The 18599-nt window shown below is 50.5% G+C and carries 14 protein-coding genes; 9 read left to right on the forward strand and 5 right to left on the reverse strand.

Annotated features, from left to right (window positions below; genetic code table 11):
• Positions 1-588: 588 nt before the first annotated feature.
• Complete coding sequence (locus MKQ68_RS10115) at positions 589-789, reverse strand: hypothetical protein (RefSeq protein WP_244839074.1); 201 nt, start codon at positions 787-789, stop codon at positions 589-591.
• Between the two features lie 131 nt (positions 790-920).
• On the opposite strand from MKQ68_RS10115, the gene MKQ68_RS10120 reads away from it, so the two are divergent.
• The 4 genes from MKQ68_RS10120 (at position 921) to MKQ68_RS10135 (ending at position 8422) form a co-directional block, all read left to right on the forward strand.
• Positions 921-2012, forward strand: a complete 1092-nt coding sequence (locus tag MKQ68_RS10120) for an acyltransferase family protein (RefSeq protein WP_264283186.1) — start codon at positions 921-923, stop codon at positions 2010-2012.
• Between the two features lie 12 nt (positions 2013-2024).
• On the forward strand, positions 2025-2471 hold the full coding sequence (locus tag MKQ68_RS10125) for a lipocalin-like domain-containing protein (protein ID WP_244839071.1): 447 nt from the start codon (positions 2025-2027) through the stop codon (positions 2469-2471).
• Positions 2472-2877: 406 nt separating this feature from the next.
• Entirely contained in the window at positions 2878-7425 is a 4548-nt protein-coding gene (locus MKQ68_RS10130) for a T9SS type B sorting domain-containing protein (RefSeq protein ID WP_264283187.1), read from the forward strand.
• Between the two features lie 16 nt (positions 7426-7441).
• Positions 7442-8422 carry a PorP/SprF family type IX secretion system membrane protein gene (locus MKQ68_RS10135; RefSeq protein ID WP_264283188.1) on the forward strand — a complete coding sequence of 327 codons (981 nt, stop codon included), beginning with the start codon at positions 7442-7444 and terminating at the stop codon, positions 8420-8422.
• A 260-nt stretch (positions 8423-8682) separates the two neighbouring features.
• Here MKQ68_RS10135 and MKQ68_RS10140 read toward each other — a convergent pair whose 3' ends face one another.
• Positions 8683-9930: a TlpA family protein disulfide reductase gene (locus MKQ68_RS10140; protein ID WP_264283189.1), complete on the reverse strand. Its 1248-nt coding sequence runs from the start codon at positions 9928-9930 to the stop codon at positions 8683-8685.
• 230 nt (positions 9931-10160) lie between these two features.
• Here MKQ68_RS10140 and MKQ68_RS10145 point away from each other — a divergent pair, with 230 nt between their 5' ends.
• The 5 genes from MKQ68_RS10145 to MKQ68_RS10165 all read left to right on the forward strand — a co-directional run bounded on the left by MKQ68_RS10145 (position 10161) and on the right by MKQ68_RS10165 (position 16051).
• Complete coding sequence (locus tag MKQ68_RS10145; RefSeq protein ID WP_264283190.1) at positions 10161-11087, forward strand: histidine kinase; 927 nt, start codon at positions 10161-10163, stop codon at positions 11085-11087.
• On the forward strand, positions 11071-12114 hold the full coding sequence (locus MKQ68_RS10150; RefSeq protein WP_264283191.1) for a sensor histidine kinase: 1044 nt from the start codon (positions 11071-11073) through the stop codon (positions 12112-12114). The genes MKQ68_RS10145 and MKQ68_RS10150 overlap by 17 nt, the downstream gene beginning before the upstream one ends.
• A gap of 1 nt (position 12115) precedes the next feature.
• Positions 12116-12808, forward strand: coding sequence for a LytR/AlgR family response regulator transcription factor (locus MKQ68_RS10155; protein WP_244839059.1), 693 nt, complete (start codon positions 12116-12118; stop codon positions 12806-12808).
• Between the two features lie 114 nt (positions 12809-12922).
• On the forward strand, positions 12923-14530 hold the full coding sequence (locus MKQ68_RS10160) for a Na+/H+ antiporter (RefSeq protein WP_264283192.1): 1608 nt from the start codon (positions 12923-12925) through the stop codon (positions 14528-14530).
• A gap of 126 nt (positions 14531-14656) precedes the next feature.
• On the forward strand, positions 14657-16051 hold the full coding sequence (locus tag MKQ68_RS10165) for a Gfo/Idh/MocA family protein (protein WP_264283193.1): 1395 nt from the start codon (positions 14657-14659) through the stop codon (positions 16049-16051).
• A gap of 39 nt (positions 16052-16090) precedes the next feature.
• Here MKQ68_RS10165 and MKQ68_RS10170 read toward each other — a convergent pair whose 3' ends face one another.
• Genes MKQ68_RS10170 through MKQ68_RS10180 form a run of 3 tightly spaced genes read right to left on the reverse strand, consistent with a single transcriptional unit; the run spans position 16091 to position 18348 of the window.
• Positions 16091-17065 (reverse strand): SPFH domain-containing protein, encoded by a 975-nt coding sequence (locus tag MKQ68_RS10170; RefSeq protein ID WP_264283194.1) that lies wholly within the window; start codon positions 17063-17065, stop codon positions 16091-16093.
• Position 17066: 1 nt separating this feature from the next.
• Positions 17067-17627 (reverse strand): DUF6620 family protein, encoded by a 561-nt coding sequence (locus tag MKQ68_RS10175; RefSeq protein WP_264283195.1) that lies wholly within the window; start codon positions 17625-17627, stop codon positions 17067-17069.
• Positions 17628-17631: 4 nt separating this feature from the next.
• Positions 17632-18348 (reverse strand): hypothetical protein, encoded by a 717-nt coding sequence (locus MKQ68_RS10180; RefSeq protein ID WP_264283196.1) that lies wholly within the window; start codon positions 18346-18348, stop codon positions 17632-17634.
• Positions 18349-18599 lie beyond the last annotated feature (251 nt).

Genomic DNA, 18599 nt, shown 5'->3' on the forward strand with positions numbered 1-18599 from the left:
TCCCGATTTTTTCAATACGGTAAAGGATACTCTCTTGCGGCTTATGGCCGATGCACTGTTTCTAAACGTCGTTGGAAAATGAAAATAGATGTGGAAGTACGATCGCCTAAGTTGTGCGACCATTTCCTTTTCACGTGTAATTTGCGTTGCTTTAAAAAATAACCACTAGTGCAGTTCTATTGCAGTAGTTTTTTGTTCCTGTCCTGATTTGTTAAAAAACTCAATCCCAAAGTCTCAGATTGATTTCTTCTCTCTAGTTCGATTTCGCGTTGATACAGATTTGATTGTATTAATGATTGCTCCAAAATTCACTGATAAAACAAAGTCAATTCGCAATTCCAAGTTCACTGGTATGGATAATTGTAGCTAGATGTTCACTAACAATTACGAAAGTAGTAAAATCTTTTTTAAAAAAATAAAAAGCTTTAACCTTTTTTTATGATCTCGATAAGGTTTTGATAACATTGAAATGTTATAGGCTCGATTTGCAGGGCGTTTCAGGGAGCAAATTTTCCCAAAAAAAGCAGCCGCAACGATCCGGGGAGAATTTCCACCGGTTCGCCACAGCTGCGCATCGATTATCGGAAACTAGGAATGTTTTACTTCCTCATCGTTCTCACGGTCCTCTTTATCCTCCTCATCCCCTGCTTCCGCAATGTTTTTTACAATGGAGGAGATCGGGCCTTCCATGTTTTCCTGCGGATCAGGACCCAGCGTTTCCGGATCTGGTTGTACCGGTGAATCTTCCGCTTCGTCCTTGGTTTCTTTGTTATGTTTCTTATCTGTCATGGTGTATAGTTTATATAGATACCCTACAAAACCGTGCCATCCGGTTGGGTTCGCCGATGCCGGATTTGCAAATTCGTTATCCGACACTTATCTTGAGCCTTTCAAGAGAATTTCAAGAGCACGTACACGTCATGGAACAGGGAGCGATTCGCGCCACTAACGCGCCGGCAGATTTATTAAAAACAAAACCGCATTTTGAGATATTGGACGGACTACGAGGCATTGCGGCCATTGTAGTGGTCATCTTTCACTTCATGGAGGTGGTTTATATTCCGACTGAAAACTTTACGGGACACGGCTTCCTCGCGGTGGACTTTTTCTTTTGCCTTTCCGGTTTCGTGATCGCCTACGCTTACGATGGCCGGATGGATAAAATGGGGATCGGCACTTTCTTTCGCTTGAGGTTGATACGCCTGCATCCTTTAGTAATACTTGGTTCTGTTTTGGGCTTACTCACTTTTCTTTTCGATCCGTTTGGCGCTATTCCGGACGGGTATGGATTTGTAAAGATAGGTTTACTGTTTATCACCTCGCTGCTGCTCATCCCTTACCCGGTGATGCCGGAGCGTTACTTCAATTTGTTCAGTTTTAATGCCCCGGCCTGGACGTTGTTCTGGGAATATATAGCCAACATTGCATACGGGCTTTTCCTCTGGAAGGCCAGCCGGCGCATACTTGCCGGGCTTGCGATCGTTGCGGCTATCGGTCTTGGCTATACCGCTTACATAGCAGGAAACGTAATGGGCGGCTGGGGTAAAGACACCTTCTGGCATGCATTGCCGCGCCTCGCCTACTCGTTTACGGCAGGCATGCTTGTGTTCCGTTACCAATGGATCATCCGTAACCGCCTGGGATTTTTGGGGGTAACAGCTTTGCTGCTGGTGGGGTTACTAATGCCGTATTTCCAATATAACTGGTTAATAGAATTAATCGTCGTACTAGTATACTTTCCCTTCCTGGTGGCGCTGGGAGCGGGTGCGCGCCTGCATGAAAGTGTGCGGAGTATTTGTGTCTTTTCCGGCAAAATCTCTTATCCGCTCTATATGACGCATTACGCGGTGATATGGTCGTTCGCTAATTATTACGCAACTTATAAACCGGACGCCGGGCAGCTGGCGGTTATCATTGCCATAGCCGTACCGATATTACTCGGAGTGGCCTGGCTCGCCATGATATTGTACGACGAGCCGGTGCGCAGATGGTTACGAAAAAAAGAACAATAAACACGTCCACATATGAAAAAACTGTTCCCCTTTGCAGCAGGTCTGATATGGATGGCAAGCTGCGCACCATCACAGCCCGCGGTTTCCATTGAAGGTACCTGGAAACTTATATCGGGCACCGTTACCGACAAAAACGGCACGGTGCATACTGATTATACGGATGGCAAATCGTTTGTAAAGATCATTAACGGCAGCCACTTTGCTTTTACCGGTCATGATCTGGCAAATGGAGAAGATAGTGCGAATGCTTTCTTTTCCGCTGGTGCAGGCACCTATACGCTAAAGGATAGCGCATACACGGAAAACCTGGAGTATTGTACGGACAGGCAGTGGGAAGGCAACAGTTTTCATTTCACCGTTAAACTGAACGGCGACACACTCGTGCAGCAAGGAGTAGAAAAGGTCGCAGGAACAAACATTGACCGCATCAACATAGAAAAATACGTTCGCTTGAAATAAGACAATGGCAGAGGCGGAACATCTCCTCAAAAAGCCCGTCTCTGCCATTAAACAGCCTATATCCACCGTCACTATTTGTACTGACCACCGTCATTGTTTTTGCCCTTTTAACTGACGCTAACTAACTGTAAATGTGACAGATGTAAGACAGAATATAACACGAAAGTTGTGCTTATTGAACTGTAACTTTCGTAAATTTGCATCACCATAGGACGAAAGAGCGAACTTGATTATGAGAAAATATCCTTCGAGAGACCGTAACCATATTACCAGGCGATTTTAGGATAACCGAAGAAAACACCGATTTACACCAAATATAGTTTCCGCTTCAATTCGTGAAAACCTTTCCGTTATTTTTTCGGCCCTGCCGGAAACGGGAGCTTCGTGCCTGTGCATTCACCAGACTATGAACCTATATTTCATAAAACTCTTACTGTTAGCCAGCTTTGGATTACTGCCGCTTATCAGCCGGGCGCAAATGCCGGTTAGTCCGTGCGGCCCCAGTGGTGGTAAACGAGCGGACGTAACGGGCGTCGAAATGAAGTACAGCAGCCCCGGCGGACCCGCGCCGTCATTTACTATTCCGGAGGGCGTAAAGTCTGTTTCCATTTATATTTCTTCCGAGACCGGTATCACCAACAACGTAAGCGACTATGCAAAGGGAGATGAGGATTTTATTACGGTGAGCGCTATTATCGACCTGGCGTCGAATACTTCTTCCGGCGTCGTGAACTACGCGAAGAACACGAACAGAGATGGATCCGGCACGAACGTTTATGGATGGAGTAATGTACCGGTTGGGGCTTACGTGCCGCAGGCTGCTAAAATGGGCGACGCCACTCCTGACCTGAACAATGTTAAGTTTACTGTGCAGGGCAATGTACTTACTGTACAGCAAAGCGCTGCCGGCCTGCACTCGTCGTATTATGTGCAATACCTCTCCCCTTTTACCAACTCCCTGAACCTGCTGGGACCACAGGTAAAAACCTTGCTACATGGCAATACGAGCGCCCACACTGACCTCGTTGTTCCGGTACCTGCAGGCGCTAATGTGGTGTTCATTTCCGGCAAGGGAACTAACGCCAGCTATGCAGACCTTAATACCGCTGATGGCACCGAGGAAGGTTACGCCAACCTGCGTTTTACGATCGACCTGGACAAGCAGCTGACCAACGGGTTCATTACACTGGCTAATGGCGGCTCTGTAAACCGCCGCTCTACGTACATCGTAAGTGACATGCCCGCTTCTTACAACGGCGACCTTTTAAGTTCTGGCCATGCAGCGGGCGACTTCAGCAATAAGCTTACTACTAATGGCGCTGTCGGCGTATATAACCCGAAGATATACGTTGCCAACGGACAACTTATCATCAAACGCGATGCGGCCTATGCGCGGGACTTCGATGATGCTTATGTGGTTGAATTTTACACGCGGACAGGCAAAGGGATGAGTGCCGAGTTCGTGAATTCAGATATCAAAAGCGTACCGAAAGGCCAGAGCGCTACTTCCGGCGTGAGCCGCACGTTTACGATCCCTCCTGGCACGAATGCGATCTATCTTTCTGAAACAGGTAACGCGGTTAATACCGACCGCGAGAGCAATGAGAACTCACTCGAAGCCTACGCTTACATCGATCTGGCCAACGAAACCGCTACCGGCTATTTTTACCAGCAGGTAGGGCTTTCGCTGATGGAACGCCGCGATGACAACTTCGCCTTTAAGGGCGTGCCGCTCAATAACAGCAGCGCCCGATCTCACCGCAACACAGTTGGTTTTAAAGGTCCGTACAACTACGACATCAGTTTTTCCCTTTCGGCCGATAAAAGTCAGTTAACGGTGACGACCAGGACTGGTTTGGCTAACCCTGACTACCAATTGCTGCTGTCCGCAGATTACTATGGTTCGAAACCCGACATCGCATTCAAAGCAGGCGGCGTTAGCTTTAGCAAGATTAGCGGAAGTATGGTAAAGGCCGAAGTAAACGTATGCAACCCAGGTTCCGGCAATAGCAACGGAGGTATGCCGGTAGCTATTTACGCCGGTAATCCCACGCTGGATACCGCTGCGGTGCTCCTGTTTACTGGCAACTTCCCGGACGAGATCAGGGCTGGGGATTGCAAAACGTTCGACTTCACACTCGACCTGAGCCGCTTTTCCAACCTGAATATCGCCCTGACGATCGTCGCCAACGACGATGGCAGCTACGTAGCAGGTGGCATTGGGCATGCAATCGGACGAATCTTCTCACTCGACACCCTCGGCAATCAGCATACTACTTACCAAGAATGTTTTTATGGCAACAACCTGATCACGGTGCCTACAGGCGTAAATAATGCCCCGGTTATTGATCCTGATCCTGATAAGAGCAGCGGCCTGGACGGCGCTTTTGTTTACCTTGACCGTTTTGTAGCGGGCAGCACCATGGCCACCGATATTGCAGACGACGACCTGTCGATTATCGACCCTGATGCTTCAGCGATCGTAAAAGCTATCATCACCTTAACCGAGGTACCAGACGGGCGTGCTGAAAGAATCGTATTGAAAGGCAGCTTGCCTGCAGGCATCAGCATTTCAGGTGATAGCACGAAAGTGGTAGTACTGTCGGGCCCGGCATCGCAGGCTGATTATATTACCGCTTTGAAGCAATTGGGTTACATCAACCTGAACCACTCGCCCGACACCAACCGCCGGGAAGTAACCATTACTATCAATGATGGCATCGAAACCAGCGCTCCTTCAAGGACCTTTATAGACGTTATCACTAATCCGCGTATATCCGTAACCGGTAATACATTCTTTATCGATGATAACCGTACCACTGTAAGCGCAGCAGACGGTACCTCTTTCGGCACAACCGCCGATAGCATCATCACCCACACCTTTTACGCGCACAATACCGGTACTGGTCATCTAAGGCTCGATAACATTACCGTAGATGGCGCTGCATTCAGCATCGCAGCGGCAGCTAGTACTTACAGGCTGCGCAGCGGTGATAGCACATTTTTCGCTGTACGATTCAACCCTTCGGGGCTCGCAGACAGCACTTACAAAGCGACTGTACGCATCATCAATAACGACGCGGATACTGATCGGGCTGATTATACATTTTCCGTAGAGGCGCAGGTGGTCCATCCACAGGTGGATACTGTACCGCCTGTTCAGGTGCCTGTTGACACTGTGGTTACGGTGCCGCCCGTTCAAGTGCCGATAGATACTGTGGTTACGGTGCTGCCTCCTGTGCAAGTGCCGGTAGATACTGTGATTACGGTGCCGCCTGTTCAAGTGCCCGTTGATACTGTGGTTACGGTGCCGCCGGTTCAAGTGCCGGTAGATACTGTGGTTACGGTGCCACCGGTTCACGTGCCGATAGATACTGTGGTTACGGTGCCGCCGGTTCAAGTGCCGATAGATACTGGGGTTTCGGTGCCGCCTGTTCAAGTACCGGTAGATACTGTGATTACGGTGCCGCCTGTTCAGGTGCCGATTGATACTGTGGTTACGGTGCCGCCTGTTCAAGTGCCCGTTGATACTGTGGTTACGGTGCCGCCGGTCCAAGTACCGGTAGATACTGTGGTTACGGTGCCGCCTGTTCAAGTACCGGTAGATACTGTGATTACGGTGCCGCCTGTTCAGGTGCCCGTTGATACTGTGGTTACGGTGCCGCCTGTTCAAGTACCGGTAGATACTGTGATTACGGTGCCGCCTGTTCAGGTGCCGGTTGATACTGTGGTTACGGTGCCACCGGTTCAAGTGCCGGTTGACACTGTAATTACGGTTCCGCCGGTACAATTGCCAGTGGATACTGTGGTCACAGTGCCGCCTGTTCAGGCGCCGGCAGACACTGTGGTCACCGTCCCACCAGTTCAGATACCTGTAGATACTGTGGTTACAGTGCCGCCTGTTCAAGTACCTGTTGTAACAGTTCCACCAGTTCAGGTGCCCGTAGATACGGTGATCACAGCGCCACCAGTTCAAGTTCCCGTTGATACTGTGGTTACGGTACCACCGGTTATCACCGTACCTCCTGTCAAACAGGAAGAACCTGTAATCATCGTGCAACCTCGCATACACCTCGTTAAAACAGCGGTACTCAACGCTGATAATAACCGAATCACCTACAACTTCACTGTTACCAACAGCGGCAACGTTACCCTGCACAGCGTTACCATCATTGACAAGATGCTGAACATGCAGCGTACGTTGCCCGCTAACCTGGAGCCCAACGGATCGGCTTCGCTGCGCGCCATTTACAACATTACCGCGCAGGACAGGGCCAATGGTCAGATAACGAATACGGCGGTGGTAACAGGTCTCACGCCTGACAACAATACCGTATCTGACACATCGGGCACCAGCACAAATGATAATCTTCCGACGATCACGAATGTACCCGGCCTGCCGATCGCGGTAAACGACCAGGCGGAAACACGTGTTGCCATTCCGGTAACAGTACCTGTACTGGATAACGACGACGCGAGGATGTCCCGCTTCAACAAACGTACAGTGAGTGTGATTGCGCGCGCGGCCCACGGCAGCCTGCTCACCAACAATGACGGTACTGTGCAATATACGCCTGACAGAGATTACAGTGGCGAAGACCAATTCACTTACCAGGTGCAGGACGAGCAAGGCTTCCCGACCAACATCGCAACCGTGCGGATCAACATTGTAGCGGTGGATGTACAGATCCCTACCCTGTTCACGCCGAATGGCGATGGCCGTAACGATGCATTCGAAATCCGGGGACTGAATCAATATGCAGAAAATGAACTGATCATGATGAACCGCTGGGGTAACGAGGTTTACCGTCAGAAGAACTACCAGCAGAACTGGCGCGGTAATGGCCTGAGCGAAGGCACTTACTACTACCTGCTACGCGTGAAAAAGAATAATTCATCTGCCTGGCAGGTGCTTACAGGATACACTACTTTGATGAGAAAACTTCAACAATAATCCGATGAAACCTATTATGAGAAAGATTTTCGTATTCGCGTTACTGTTATTATCCGCCGCCGGCAAACTTGCTGCACAACAAGATGCACAATATAGCCAGTACATGTTTAACGGCATGTACATCAACCCTGCCTATGCCGGTTATAAAGAGGTATTAAATCTTCACAGTTACTATCGTGCGCAGTGGACAGGCATCGAGGGTGCTCCGAGAAGCTTTTCTGTAGCGGCAGACGGCGTTGTGAATGACGGCAACGTCGGCCTTGGCCTGCAAATTTCGAGCGACAAACTGGGTGCACAAAGCACACAATCTGCCTATGCCAGCTATGCCTACCGTATTCGCATGAATGAAGAAGGCACCTCTCGTCTTTCACTGGGCCTTGGTGTTGGTGTGGCACAATTAGGTATCGACGGTTCTTTAATGCACACGCTCGACCCGGAAATGGAAGCCCCTGTCGGCAAGCAACAAACCATTGTTCCGGATGCAAGGGCGGGTATTTATTATGCTGATGAACGTTTCTTCCTGGGTTTTTCAGCCGATAATCTCGTTGCATCCCGCATGAGCAAAGGACGCTTCACCTATATTCCGCAGCCACGCCCGCACTTCTATTTAACCGGAGGTATGCTGATGTCTCTGGGAGAAAATATCCATCTTAAACCATCTTTCCTGTTCAAAGACGATACCGGCGGCCCCACCAGCCTCGACCTGAATGCATTCGTGCTGTTCGGCGAAAAGTTGTGGCTCGGCGGCTCGTACCGCACCGGCGTTAAGTTGTATGAAAAAGCAAACCTGCAAAAAGACCTTAAAAACCGTAATGCCGCGGTAGCAGCTATCGAGGTGTTCCCCACGGCAGATCTTCGCATCGGTTACGCATACGACTTTGCAGTAGGCGCTTTACAAACTTACACGAATGGCTCGCATGAAATCTCTATTGCCTTCTCGCTGTCTCGCGCAGCGTCTAAAGCGAAAGGACTCGTAGCTTGTCCTAAGTTCTTCTAATGCAGGCGGCGGCCCCGATGAACGACAGGCCATAACGTAAATGCAAACTGCCCCTCCTATGAAAGACAGGCCATAACGTAAATGCAAACTGCCCCTCCTATGAAAGACAGGCCATAACGTAAATGCAAACTGCCCTCCTATGAAAGACAGGTCATAGCGCATAAATGCTCGCGGGCTATCCGATACAGAGGCCCCATCAAACGAAGCGGCCTGCCCCGCAAAGGACAGGCCACTAAAAAAGCGCTATATGTGCAATAAATTTACATCGACGTCATCGGAACAGACTTCCTTTCCACCGCAGGTTTCGCCGCGCCGCCTTTTTCTATGAAGCTGCGGATGCCGGCTTCAGCTTCGGGACTATAACCGGTGTATTTCGTCACGATCTTACCTTCGCGATCTATCAGATAAAGCGTCGGAATGCCGCTGAACTGGAACTCCTGCATCGTTTTCTCTTTGTTATCGCTCAGCAATTGTTCCCAAGGCATCTTCTCCTCGCCCATCGCTTTTTCCCAGGCTTTCTTATTATCGTCGATAGACACACTCACCACCTCGAGGCCTTTCGCTTTATACTGCGTATATAACTCCTTCACCTTCGGGATCGCCTGGCGGCAAGGGCCACACCAGCTTGCCCAAAAATCAACCAGTACGTATTTTCCCTGGTACTTTTCCAGTCCCTGCAACTTGCCATCCGCATCAGGATAAGCGACTTTTGGCGCGGGCTGACCTGGCTTCAGCTTCATCGCTTGTAAACGATTGTTGGTGATGGTCGTCTTCATGTTTTTAGCCTCTGTCATCCAGGGATAAAGCGTCAGCAGCCTGTCCAACTGGCGCATCGTGCCGTTGAACAGGGCCGTGTCGTCCGGGTTTCCGCCCGGGCGCAAGGTATAGATCAGCACCGGGCGATCTTTATACATCTTTTGTAATGCATCGCGGCGCATCCTGGCGTCTTCATTGGGCGTATTGTAACGCGGGCGCGTGTCGAGATAAGTGATCCACGCACTGTCGCCGGTTTTCTGGCGATGTTGTTTAGCGTAATATTCCTGGTTGTATTCTTCAATACTACGCAGGTAACTGTTGGTACTGTTCAGTTCTGTCAGGTTAATGAAATTATTGTCCGATGAGCCTTCCACGAAATAAAAATGCGGGATCTTCATTTTGTAACGCGAAGTGTCGTAGCCACGGGATGTAACCGTTACATCGCCATCACTCCAGAACGGGATACGGTCCCAATGCAGTACGTCGAGGCGATATACGCCGGGGTGGTCCTGCTTGATCTTAAACGTGTAAGTAAGGTCCTGGCCTAATTCAACAGAGTCAACCAGGTCGGGTTTGCCCAACCCGTTCTCGCGGCTGAGCCATACCTTACGCGGCATGCCTGCCGGCACATCGAACATTACCTTTCCTTTAACCGTCACCAGTTTAGGCATCGGTGTTTTTTGAGCAATAACCGTGGCCGGGATAAGCGCCAGGGCCAGCAGCGCTGGTTTCAACATACCTATTGTATTCATATGTGGTTTTTGATGTTACGATCGGGCCTTCAGCAGCCCAACCTGGATACCAAAATAGCCGGTGCCGCGCATACTTTTGGAAAAAATTGTACGTACAGGCCATAAAAGGGTACGACCCGGCATTACACAGGGACGAAAAAAAACACGCCAAAAGCCCTGTTATAGCGTATCTTAGCCCGATCTTGCAAACCCGGTTTACATATCGTTACCTGCTTCACCTGGCCATTTGGATGGGCCTCATACTGCTGTACGTTTTCCCGGTATTACAGGGCAACTGGGGCAGTTGGCCCGGCATGCGTTATACCATCATCCGGTACCTGCTGTATGGCTTCATCAACTTTCAACTCTGGTATGTACTGTCTTTTGTAGTGCTGCCGTTGCACGATAGGCGCAAACACTGGCTGGCAGCTGGCTGGGCTACCGGCGTAGTGTTCTGTTTCTGCCTGATCAAATATGCTGTGGCGCGACTATTCCCGGACGACATCCTGCAGGGCGCCATCGCCATGATAGGCATGCCTAAACGCTACTTCTCATTTCCCACTTACTTTCGCTTTACACTGGGCACGGGCATTGCCGTCACTATGGGGGCTTACGCTTACTATATCTTTCTAAGGTGGCGCGCCGGCGATGCAGGAAGCAGGCGGCTTGAGGCCGAAACGGCGCTTGCCAGACGACAATATGCGCAAATGCATTTTTCTTCCCAGCTACTATTACGCAAACTGAAAGCGATCGAACAAATGCTGGCCAACGAGCGGCAACCGGAGGGCGAAAGTGCAGAAGCCATCCTGCAACTATCGCAGCTGTTGCGCTACATGTTATACGACAAGGCGGTACGGCTCGATAAAGCGCCGCTGGAAAAGGAATTGCAGTTCTTCCACCTTTACCTCGACCTTCACAACCGCCTGTTTCCGCAGCAACAAGTGAGCCTGGTGGTAGAGGGCGATGCCACTGGCAGATACATCGCGCCGCTTCAATTACAGCATGCAGCCGAGCGTTTGCTGGACGAACATACAGGTCTGACCGTCGTAACGATGCGGCTGCATATCGGCACGCAAACCCTCGGCCTGTCGTCCGGCACAGCCACCAACTGGCTGCAGGCGCTCCGGAACAGGTATTCGCATCACCTCAAAATCCCTGTCTATGCGACGCAAGGTTAGTACTTTCCTGGTGTTGCTGACGGTCTGGATGCTGTTACAATACACCATGGGCTTGTTAAATATGAACCTGCCCATCACGCAGTTGAAATTGTTACACCTGCACATTCAGCAGGGCCTCTTCGGATTACTTCACTTTTTCATCTTTTACACGGCGATCCAATGGCCATTCCGGCGCTACCTGCAAAACCGCCATCTGCCTGGGCTGGCGCTGCGACTGCTCCTTCTTCATATCGCGGCTACGCTTATCAAATACGGTTTGTCTGTCACCTTTTTGAATGAAGAAGTGATGCGTATGGGCTTCCGCAATGGCCTGCCCGTTTACCGTACCTTCAGTAATTACGCTATTTCCTGTACCTGGACGCACGCCTGGATATTCTGCGCCGCCCTGGCTTACGTGCTGTTTCGCAGCTGGCTGGATGCGGACAAACGACGACTACAACTATTGCATCAAAAGGAAGAAGCGGAAATGGGCTTACTAAAAACGCAGCTGAACGTGCACTTCCTGATGAACAGTTTAAACAGCCTCTACTCCCTGGCGCTGGTACGCTCACCGCAGGCCGTCACCGCCACCCGCACGCTGTCGCACCTGTTACAGTATATGACCGATCAGCCACCGGCCGCCGCTTACCGTGGCAAATTGGAAGACGAGCTGCAATACCTCCGGGATTTTATCGCTATGCATCGCCTGCGAACGGGCTGCGACAGCTGCGTGCAACTAGATGTAACGGGTGATGTATCCAGCTTTCACATCGCCCCTTTGCTACTCGTTCCGTTCGTAGAAAACGCTTTTAAACACGGCGTAACCAATCAGCCCGAAAAACCGATCCGTATTACCATTACCTGCCAGGATACGCTTTTTACGTTTTCAGTGCATAACTTCAACATGCCTAAACGGAAAGATAAAACCGGCGGTATTGGGTTAGAAAATGTGCGGCGACGACTGGAACTGGTGTACCCCGGCCAATATCAACTGGACATTGCAGCTTCGGAACAGGCCTATCAAGTGACTTTACAAATTAACTGGTGACATGGCATTACAATGTATAATCGTAGATGACGAGCCGCTGGCCGTACAGGTGATTGAGCAATTCGTGCGTAAAATGCCGGAGCTGGAGCTGGCCGGCACTTTCAACAACCCGGTGGAAGCACTTTCATTTCTTGCGAAGTCGCCGCAGGTAAAGCTGGTGTTTCTCGATATACAAATGCCCGAACTAACCGGCGTAGAATTTATGCAGTTGCGTCAAACGAATGTAGACGTGATCATTGTATCCGCCTACGACGAATATGCGCTTGAAGGCTTTAAGTACGATGCCGTGGACTACCTGCTGAAGCCAGTTCCGTTCGGCATGTTCGTGAAAGCTGTACAGAAAGTACTGCATCGCCTGCCTATGCAACAGGCGCCGCCACAGCCGGATTTCATTTTTATTCGAACCGATAAACGCATCATCCGCCTTAACCTGCACGAAATCCTTTTCGTGGAAGCCCTGCGCAATTACGTGGCGATTCAAACCACGTCGCAAAAAATACTTACGTTACAGAATCTGCGAAGCTTTGAGGAGGCGCTGCCCTCCCAACAATTTATAAGGGTACACAAATCTTTTATCGTTTCTATCAGCAAAGTTGACAGTGTCGAGAAGCAACGCATCTTCATGGGCGCGCACCTCGTGCCGGTTGGCGATACGTACGTCAAGCAATTTTATGAAGCCATGAAATTAAGCTGATCTTAAGCAAATCTTAAGTAATCAAACATCAAAACGAGCCATGATGGCTCATCTTCATTAGTCTTTCTAACCTAAAATCGTTATCTTCGCCGTTCACCAAAAAAACGACGAGTATTGATACATCATCACCTGCTCCTGATTTTATCGCTCTTCTTCGCGATGGCCTTATTATTTATGCTGAGCCAGCGATTGAAAATTTCCTATCCGATCTTCCTGGTAATTGGCGGTCTTGCCATTAGTTTTATTCCTGGCATGCCGCAACTGAATGTGGATCCCGAACTGGTGTTCCTCATCTTTTTGCCCCCGCTCCTTTTTGAGGCGGCCTGGCATTCGTCGTGGAACCAGTTATGGAAGTGGAAACGGTCGATTTTAAGTTTGGGCTTCGGACTGGTGTTGGTTACTTCGTTAGCGATCGCTTATTTCTCTGTAAATATTATTCCCGGCTTTACATTGGCACTAGGCTTCTTACTGGGCGGCATCATTTCTCCGCCAGACGCCGTGGCCGCCACATCCGTACTAAAAGGAATGGCCGTGCCGAAACGCGGTCTCACGATCCTGGAAGGCGAAAGCCTGGTGAACGACGCGGCGTCCCTGACAGTCTTTCGCTTCGCGGTAGCCGCTATTCTTACCAACGAATTTGTGATACAGAAAGCTGCGGTAGACTTCCTCGAATCCGCTGTAATGGGCGTATTTGTAGGGTTGATGATTGCCCACCTGCTTTACTGGATCTTACGTTATTGGGTACACGCTTCCAGTATTACGACGCCCATTACACTGATCGCGCCGTACCTGATGTATATCGTCGCGGAAGAATTTCACTGGTCGGGCGTACTGGCGGTGGTGAGCGGTGGATTATTCCTCTCCTTCCGCTCCAGCGACTTTTTAAATTATCATACACGCCTGCAAACGCAGGAGGTATGGACGACAGTAGGTTTCCTGCTGAATGGTTTCGTATTTATATTGATAGGTCTCGAGCTGCCGGTAATTATTGCCGGCCTGGAAGGTTATTCCATGTCGGACGCGATCAAATATGCGCTGATCATCACCGGACTGGTGATTATTATCCGCATCGTACTGGTATACGCATCTACCTTCATTCCGCGTATTGTCAGCAAACGTATCCGTGAGTCAGAGAAAAGTCCCGGCCTCAAATTACCGTTCATCATTGGATGGGCCGGTATGCGGGGCGTAGTATCGCTGGCATCTGCACTCGCCATTCCTTTAACCCTGGATGATAAGCTGACCGCCTTCCCGCATCGTAACCTCATTTTGTTCATTACTTTCGTTGTCATCCTTGTTACGCTTGTTTTCCAGGGACTTACCCTCCCGTTCTTCATCAAATGGCTGAAGGTCGAGGAAGTGGATGAATACATCCCGGAAGAAGAACAGGTGGAAGAGATCCGGGTAGAGTTGGGCAAATGTGCCATCGATTATCTCGACACCAATTACGCGGTGGAAATGCAGCAATATGAAACGATCCATCGGATCAAAGAGCAGATAGAACGCAGCGTGAACGCCTCTACGGCGACTTTGGGCGAAGAGGACAAGAAGCAGGCCCTTAGCACCATCCGCGGCCTGAACCGAAAAATCCTGCTGGAACTGATTTCCCTGCGGCGCGACGTACTGGCCAAAATGCGCCGGGAATCGAGCTTTGATGATAGTGTACTCCGGTTGATAGAATCGAGCCTCGACCTCGAAGAGGCCCGTCTCCGGAAAGGATAAAATTAACCGCGGCCGCCGTTGATCACGGCGGCCTTTTTTTTGCCCCGAACTTTAGTATATTGGCTGCGGAGCAGTCCACGGAAACCCTTGCCTGCCCAACATTCACCACGTCAAAACACAGATAACATGTCTGAAAAAGACTCCCGTAGAAGATTTCTAAGGCAGATAGGCGCCACAGGTATGCTTGCTGCCCTCACACCTTTCAGCAGCCTGGCCGCACAGGAAAAAGCGGAAGAGCGCATCCTGCACTATGACCGGAAATTTAATGCCGCCGACAAAATTCGTGTAGGCGTAATCGGCTTTGGCGTACAGGGCCACTTCGACCTGGCTACTGCCCTGAAAGTGCCTGGCGTTGAGCTGGCTGGCATCTGCGACCTGTATACTGGTCGCCTCGAGAACGCCAGGGAACTGTATGGCAAAGATCTATACACCACCCGCGACTACCGCGAACTGCTGGCCCGTAAAGATATTGATGCGGTGATTATCGCCACGATGGACTGCTGGCACGCCCGCATGACGATCGACGCACTGGCCGCCGGCAAAGCGGTGTATATCGAAAAACCGATGGTCTATAAGATCAGCGAAGGCCAGGGCATCATAGCCGCGCAGAAAAGGTATGGCAAAGTATTACAGGTAGGCAGTCAGCGCGTGAGCAGCCTCGGACTGGCGAAAGCTAAGGAGCTGCTGGCCGCAGGCGAAATCGGTAAACTGAATATGGTAAACGCCGCCTATGACCGTCAAAGCTCGATCGGCGCCTGGCAGTACACCATTCCGAAAGATGCGAGCGCCGAAACACTCGACTGGGACCGCTTTATTGCCGCAACGCCAAAGATGGCTTTCGATCCAAAGAAGTTTTTCTGGTGGCGCGCCTTTAAAGAAATTGGTACCGGTGTAGCCGGTGACTTGTTCGTACACTTGTTGAGCGGCACACACTTCATCACTAATTCCAAAGGCCCGGAAACGATTTACGGCACCGGCCAGTTCAGCTATTGGAAAGATGGTCGTAACATGCCCGACGTAATGGCCGGCGTAATGCAATACCCCGATTCGCCCGAGCATCCGGCGTTTCAGCTTACCTTACAGGTGAATTTCATCAGCGGCACAGGCGGTCAGCAAATCATCCGCCTGGTTGGCTCGGAGGGTGTGATCGAAGTAAACGGCAACGACCTGAAGATCACGCACAGCATTATGCCCGAAGCGCCTGGTTTTGGCGGGTACGACTCGCTCTTCACATTCCCGAAAGCGATGCAGGAGGAAATGACGAAGGAGTTTAATGCCAAGTGGACGGCCGACCAACGCAAATCGAAAAAGAAAGAAGACATCATTTTCCGCGCGCCGAAAGGTTATAGCGATCACCTGGACCACTTCGCCAACTTCTTCGAATCGGTAAGAGCTGGCAAACCGGTGGTGGAAGATGCCACTTTCGGCTTCAGGGCCGCAGCGCCTTCCCTGGCCTGCAACGACAGCTATTTTTCGAAAAAGATCATACGCTGGGACCCGGAAAAAATGAAACTAGTATAATAGCAAAAAGCGCCGGTCATACATGCCGGCGCTTTTTATTTATAGCTCTTTCATGAGTTCCTGCTTTTTGAGTTTATACTCTTCCTCATCCAGCAAGCCGTCATCAAACAGCTCCTTCAGTGTTTTCAGGCGATCCCTTACAGACGGCCCCGCCGCTGCCGGCGCCGGTTGCGGATGAATGTTATATGCAGTGATCATTTGTGCGGCCGTACCATTTTCGTTACGGGCAGCGTCGCGTAGTGCCAGCATTTTTTGCAGCGTTTCGAACGAAACATCTGCCAGCCTTGCTGCCTGTACATCCGCCTGTATATCCGAAATGCCTGCAATGCGTTTATTCGTTTCCTCATCAAAAGAAGAGCCTTCGATGCGAAAATCCAGTAGCTCAAAACCAAAGACGAGAAACTCCGGGGCTGTTTTCTGCGCAGCATCCGCAGCAATCGTTTCGAGATGACTGTCCACCCCGGCATACGAGAACTTCGCGTTTGCCAGGTAATGGCTGATGGGTTGCCCGATGCGGGAACACAACAGCTCCTGCAATTCATGTGCATAGTAAGCCGGCTTCCCCGCCACGATCTTCGTAAAGAAATCCGCCACCTGTGCGATGCGAATAGAGAAGTTTCCATAAGCCCGAAGGTTCACCGGAAAACTGTATACCGGGTCGTTGTACGTAACCGGCACACGCGTACCCCAGCGGATGTTCACGATATCGGCCGTACGATAAAACCAGAGCCCTGTTTTATGTTCGCTTTCAAAACCGGTCATAAACTTGCGAAGCGTCGTAACAAATGGCTTGTTGTCTGTTTCCAGGTTGTACATTCCCGGCTCAGCAAACACGCCTTCTATCTTGCCTTCATACGTAAAAATGCAACCCTGACCGGGCTGAACGATCAGCGTAGAGGCGTTCTTCAGCTCATCGTGGGGTCGGGTGTATCGCCTGAAGATTTCCCATTCCTCTGGGTCTTCCCAGGTGATGACCGACCGTAACTGACCTTTAGCGGCGTCCAGTATTCCCATATCAGAAGTTTATATCGTCACCGAGATCCACCTTTTTATCCTGGTAGTATGCCTCGAAATGATTTCTCCATTTGTCCTGCACGTCCGTAAACTCCTGGAAACGCTGTGCGTAATCCGGTTGTGTATGGTCGAGCAGTTTGTGTTGCTCCGCGCTGTAATGCATGCCGATCGTGCCCCATTTACCGAGGTCCAGGCCGTAGCCTTCGATCACACCTGCCGGGTCTACACCGTAACCGGCGGCGATGGATTGATGCCAGAAAATTTTCTGATAAGTGTCAAAGTCCGGCACCAAAGCCAGGATATCATCCGCGGTTTGCGCAGTGGATTGTCCGGCGAAGCGGCCGGCGCTGGGGTTGGCAAACAGTTCGCCGAACTTGGTGGCGTAGTTCATGTCTTCCGTCATCAGTTCACCCAGCCTTACGCCCCATGCGTTCATGGTTTCGTCCCAAACTGGTTTTTCGAGGCCGAGGATCTGTAACAATTTTTCTTCGGGCATGCCTTGTGCAAGGTTTCCGCTGGCTGCTGCGTATTCTTCAAATGATACGCCGTTGATTTTTTCCATGGTGTCAGATTGTACGTTTAAGTTTTCTGTCTATATCCTGTTCCCGGGTTTCAGCAGTGTGGGGCAACAGTTTGATGCGTTCATCGATGTATTTTTCTACGTAAGCCCTCGCCGCATTCGCATAGGCTTCTCTATTATCCTGCGGGATGTTGCGCATCGCCAGGTAGGCCGGCATTGCATACAGCTCCGACATACTGTCTACAACATTCCAACCAATTGTCGCATATTTTGTTTCCGGCTCAAATGTGTTCACCGCACCACAATACCTGCACGACACGTACTGCGACATGAAAAAATCCTTCTTCACCTGCAGCGGCGAGTTACATTGTGTACAGCGAAAATCGCGGTTGATCAGCCCGATGGCGTGCGTATAATACTTTTCAGAAAGTTTACCTTCGGCCACCATCATCCAAAGATGGAGCCGGTCATGTAATGCATCCTGCAAAGCGTACCCCTTGCGCGCTTCGTCGCCCCACGACATACCTTCCGCCTGCATAGCCGGGTACACCTGGTACTGCCAGGTTTCATCGATCTTGCGGATCAACGATTCGTCGATTTGCGTACGGATGGCCGTGAGCGTGCGGAGTGACACATAATAGTCGTAATCCGATTCATCGAGACTATCCAGCGCCGCCTGTTCGCCCAGTTCCAGCGATTCGGCAAAACGGGTCTCTATCTTCTGAAGGAAAGTATCCCAGCGGGTTATCAGAGCTGCACTCATATCAGGGCTTTTCCGGTTTGATCTCTATTTTAACGTCCATGAATTTGTGCCCGCAATAGGCACAATTTGAAATGTTGGTGCCGACTGGCCGGGGCGCACCGCAATGCGGGCAGGTAACGGTATCCAGGGAAGGCGTATGTTTCGTGCTCTCCCATGTCTTCGCGGTTTCCTTCGATATGGCTGTTATCTTCTTAAATGGATTACTCATAAGCCGTTTCCGATGACGGTTATCTATTATAAACAGCAGTTAA

This window comes from Chitinophaga horti (genome assembly GCF_022867795.2).
In the GTDB taxonomy this organism is placed as follows: domain Bacteria; phylum Bacteroidota; class Bacteroidia; order Chitinophagales; family Chitinophagaceae; genus Chitinophaga; species Chitinophaga horti.

What these genes read in the sequence shown, in the direction of transcription:
- MKQ68_RS10150 (WP_264283191.1), top strand. Translation starts at nt 11,071, where the DNA reads ATGCGACGCAAGGTTAGTACTTTCCTGGTGTTGCTGACGGTCTGGATG.
- MKQ68_RS10170 (WP_264283194.1), bottom strand. Translation starts at nt 17,065, where the DNA reads ATGGGAATACTGGACGCCGCTAAAGGTCAGTTACGGTCGGTCATCACC.
- MKQ68_RS10155 (WP_244839059.1), top strand. Translation starts at nt 12,116, where the DNA reads ATGGCATTACAATGTATAATCGTAGATGACGAGCCGCTGGCCGTACAG.
- MKQ68_RS10115 (WP_244839074.1), bottom strand. Translation starts at nt 789, where the DNA reads ATGACAGATAAGAAACATAACAAAGAAACCAAGGACGAAGCGGAAGAT.
- MKQ68_RS10145 (WP_264283190.1), top strand. Translation starts at nt 10,161, where the DNA reads ATGGGCCTCATACTGCTGTACGTTTTCCCGGTATTACAGGGCAACTGG.
- MKQ68_RS10165 (WP_264283193.1), top strand. Translation starts at nt 14,657, where the DNA reads ATGTCTGAAAAAGACTCCCGTAGAAGATTTCTAAGGCAGATAGGCGCC.
- MKQ68_RS10125 (WP_244839071.1), top strand. Translation starts at nt 2,025, where the DNA reads ATGAAAAAACTGTTCCCCTTTGCAGCAGGTCTGATATGGATGGCAAGC.
- MKQ68_RS10180 (WP_264283196.1), bottom strand. Translation starts at nt 18,348, where the DNA reads ATGAGTGCAGCTCTGATAACCCGCTGGGATACTTTCCTTCAGAAGATA.
- MKQ68_RS10140 (WP_264283189.1), bottom strand. Translation starts at nt 9,930, where the DNA reads ATGAATACAATAGGTATGTTGAAACCAGCGCTGCTGGCCCTGGCGCTT.
- MKQ68_RS10175 (WP_264283195.1), bottom strand. Translation starts at nt 17,627, where the DNA reads ATGGAAAAAATCAACGGCGTATCATTTGAAGAATACGCAGCAGCCAGC.
- MKQ68_RS10120 (WP_264283186.1), top strand. Translation starts at nt 921, where the DNA reads ATGGAACAGGGAGCGATTCGCGCCACTAACGCGCCGGCAGATTTATTA.
- MKQ68_RS10130 (WP_264283187.1), top strand. Translation starts at nt 2,878, where the DNA reads ATGAACCTATATTTCATAAAACTCTTACTGTTAGCCAGCTTTGGATTA.
- MKQ68_RS10135 (WP_264283188.1), top strand. Translation starts at nt 7,442, where the DNA reads ATGAGAAAGATTTTCGTATTCGCGTTACTGTTATTATCCGCCGCCGGC.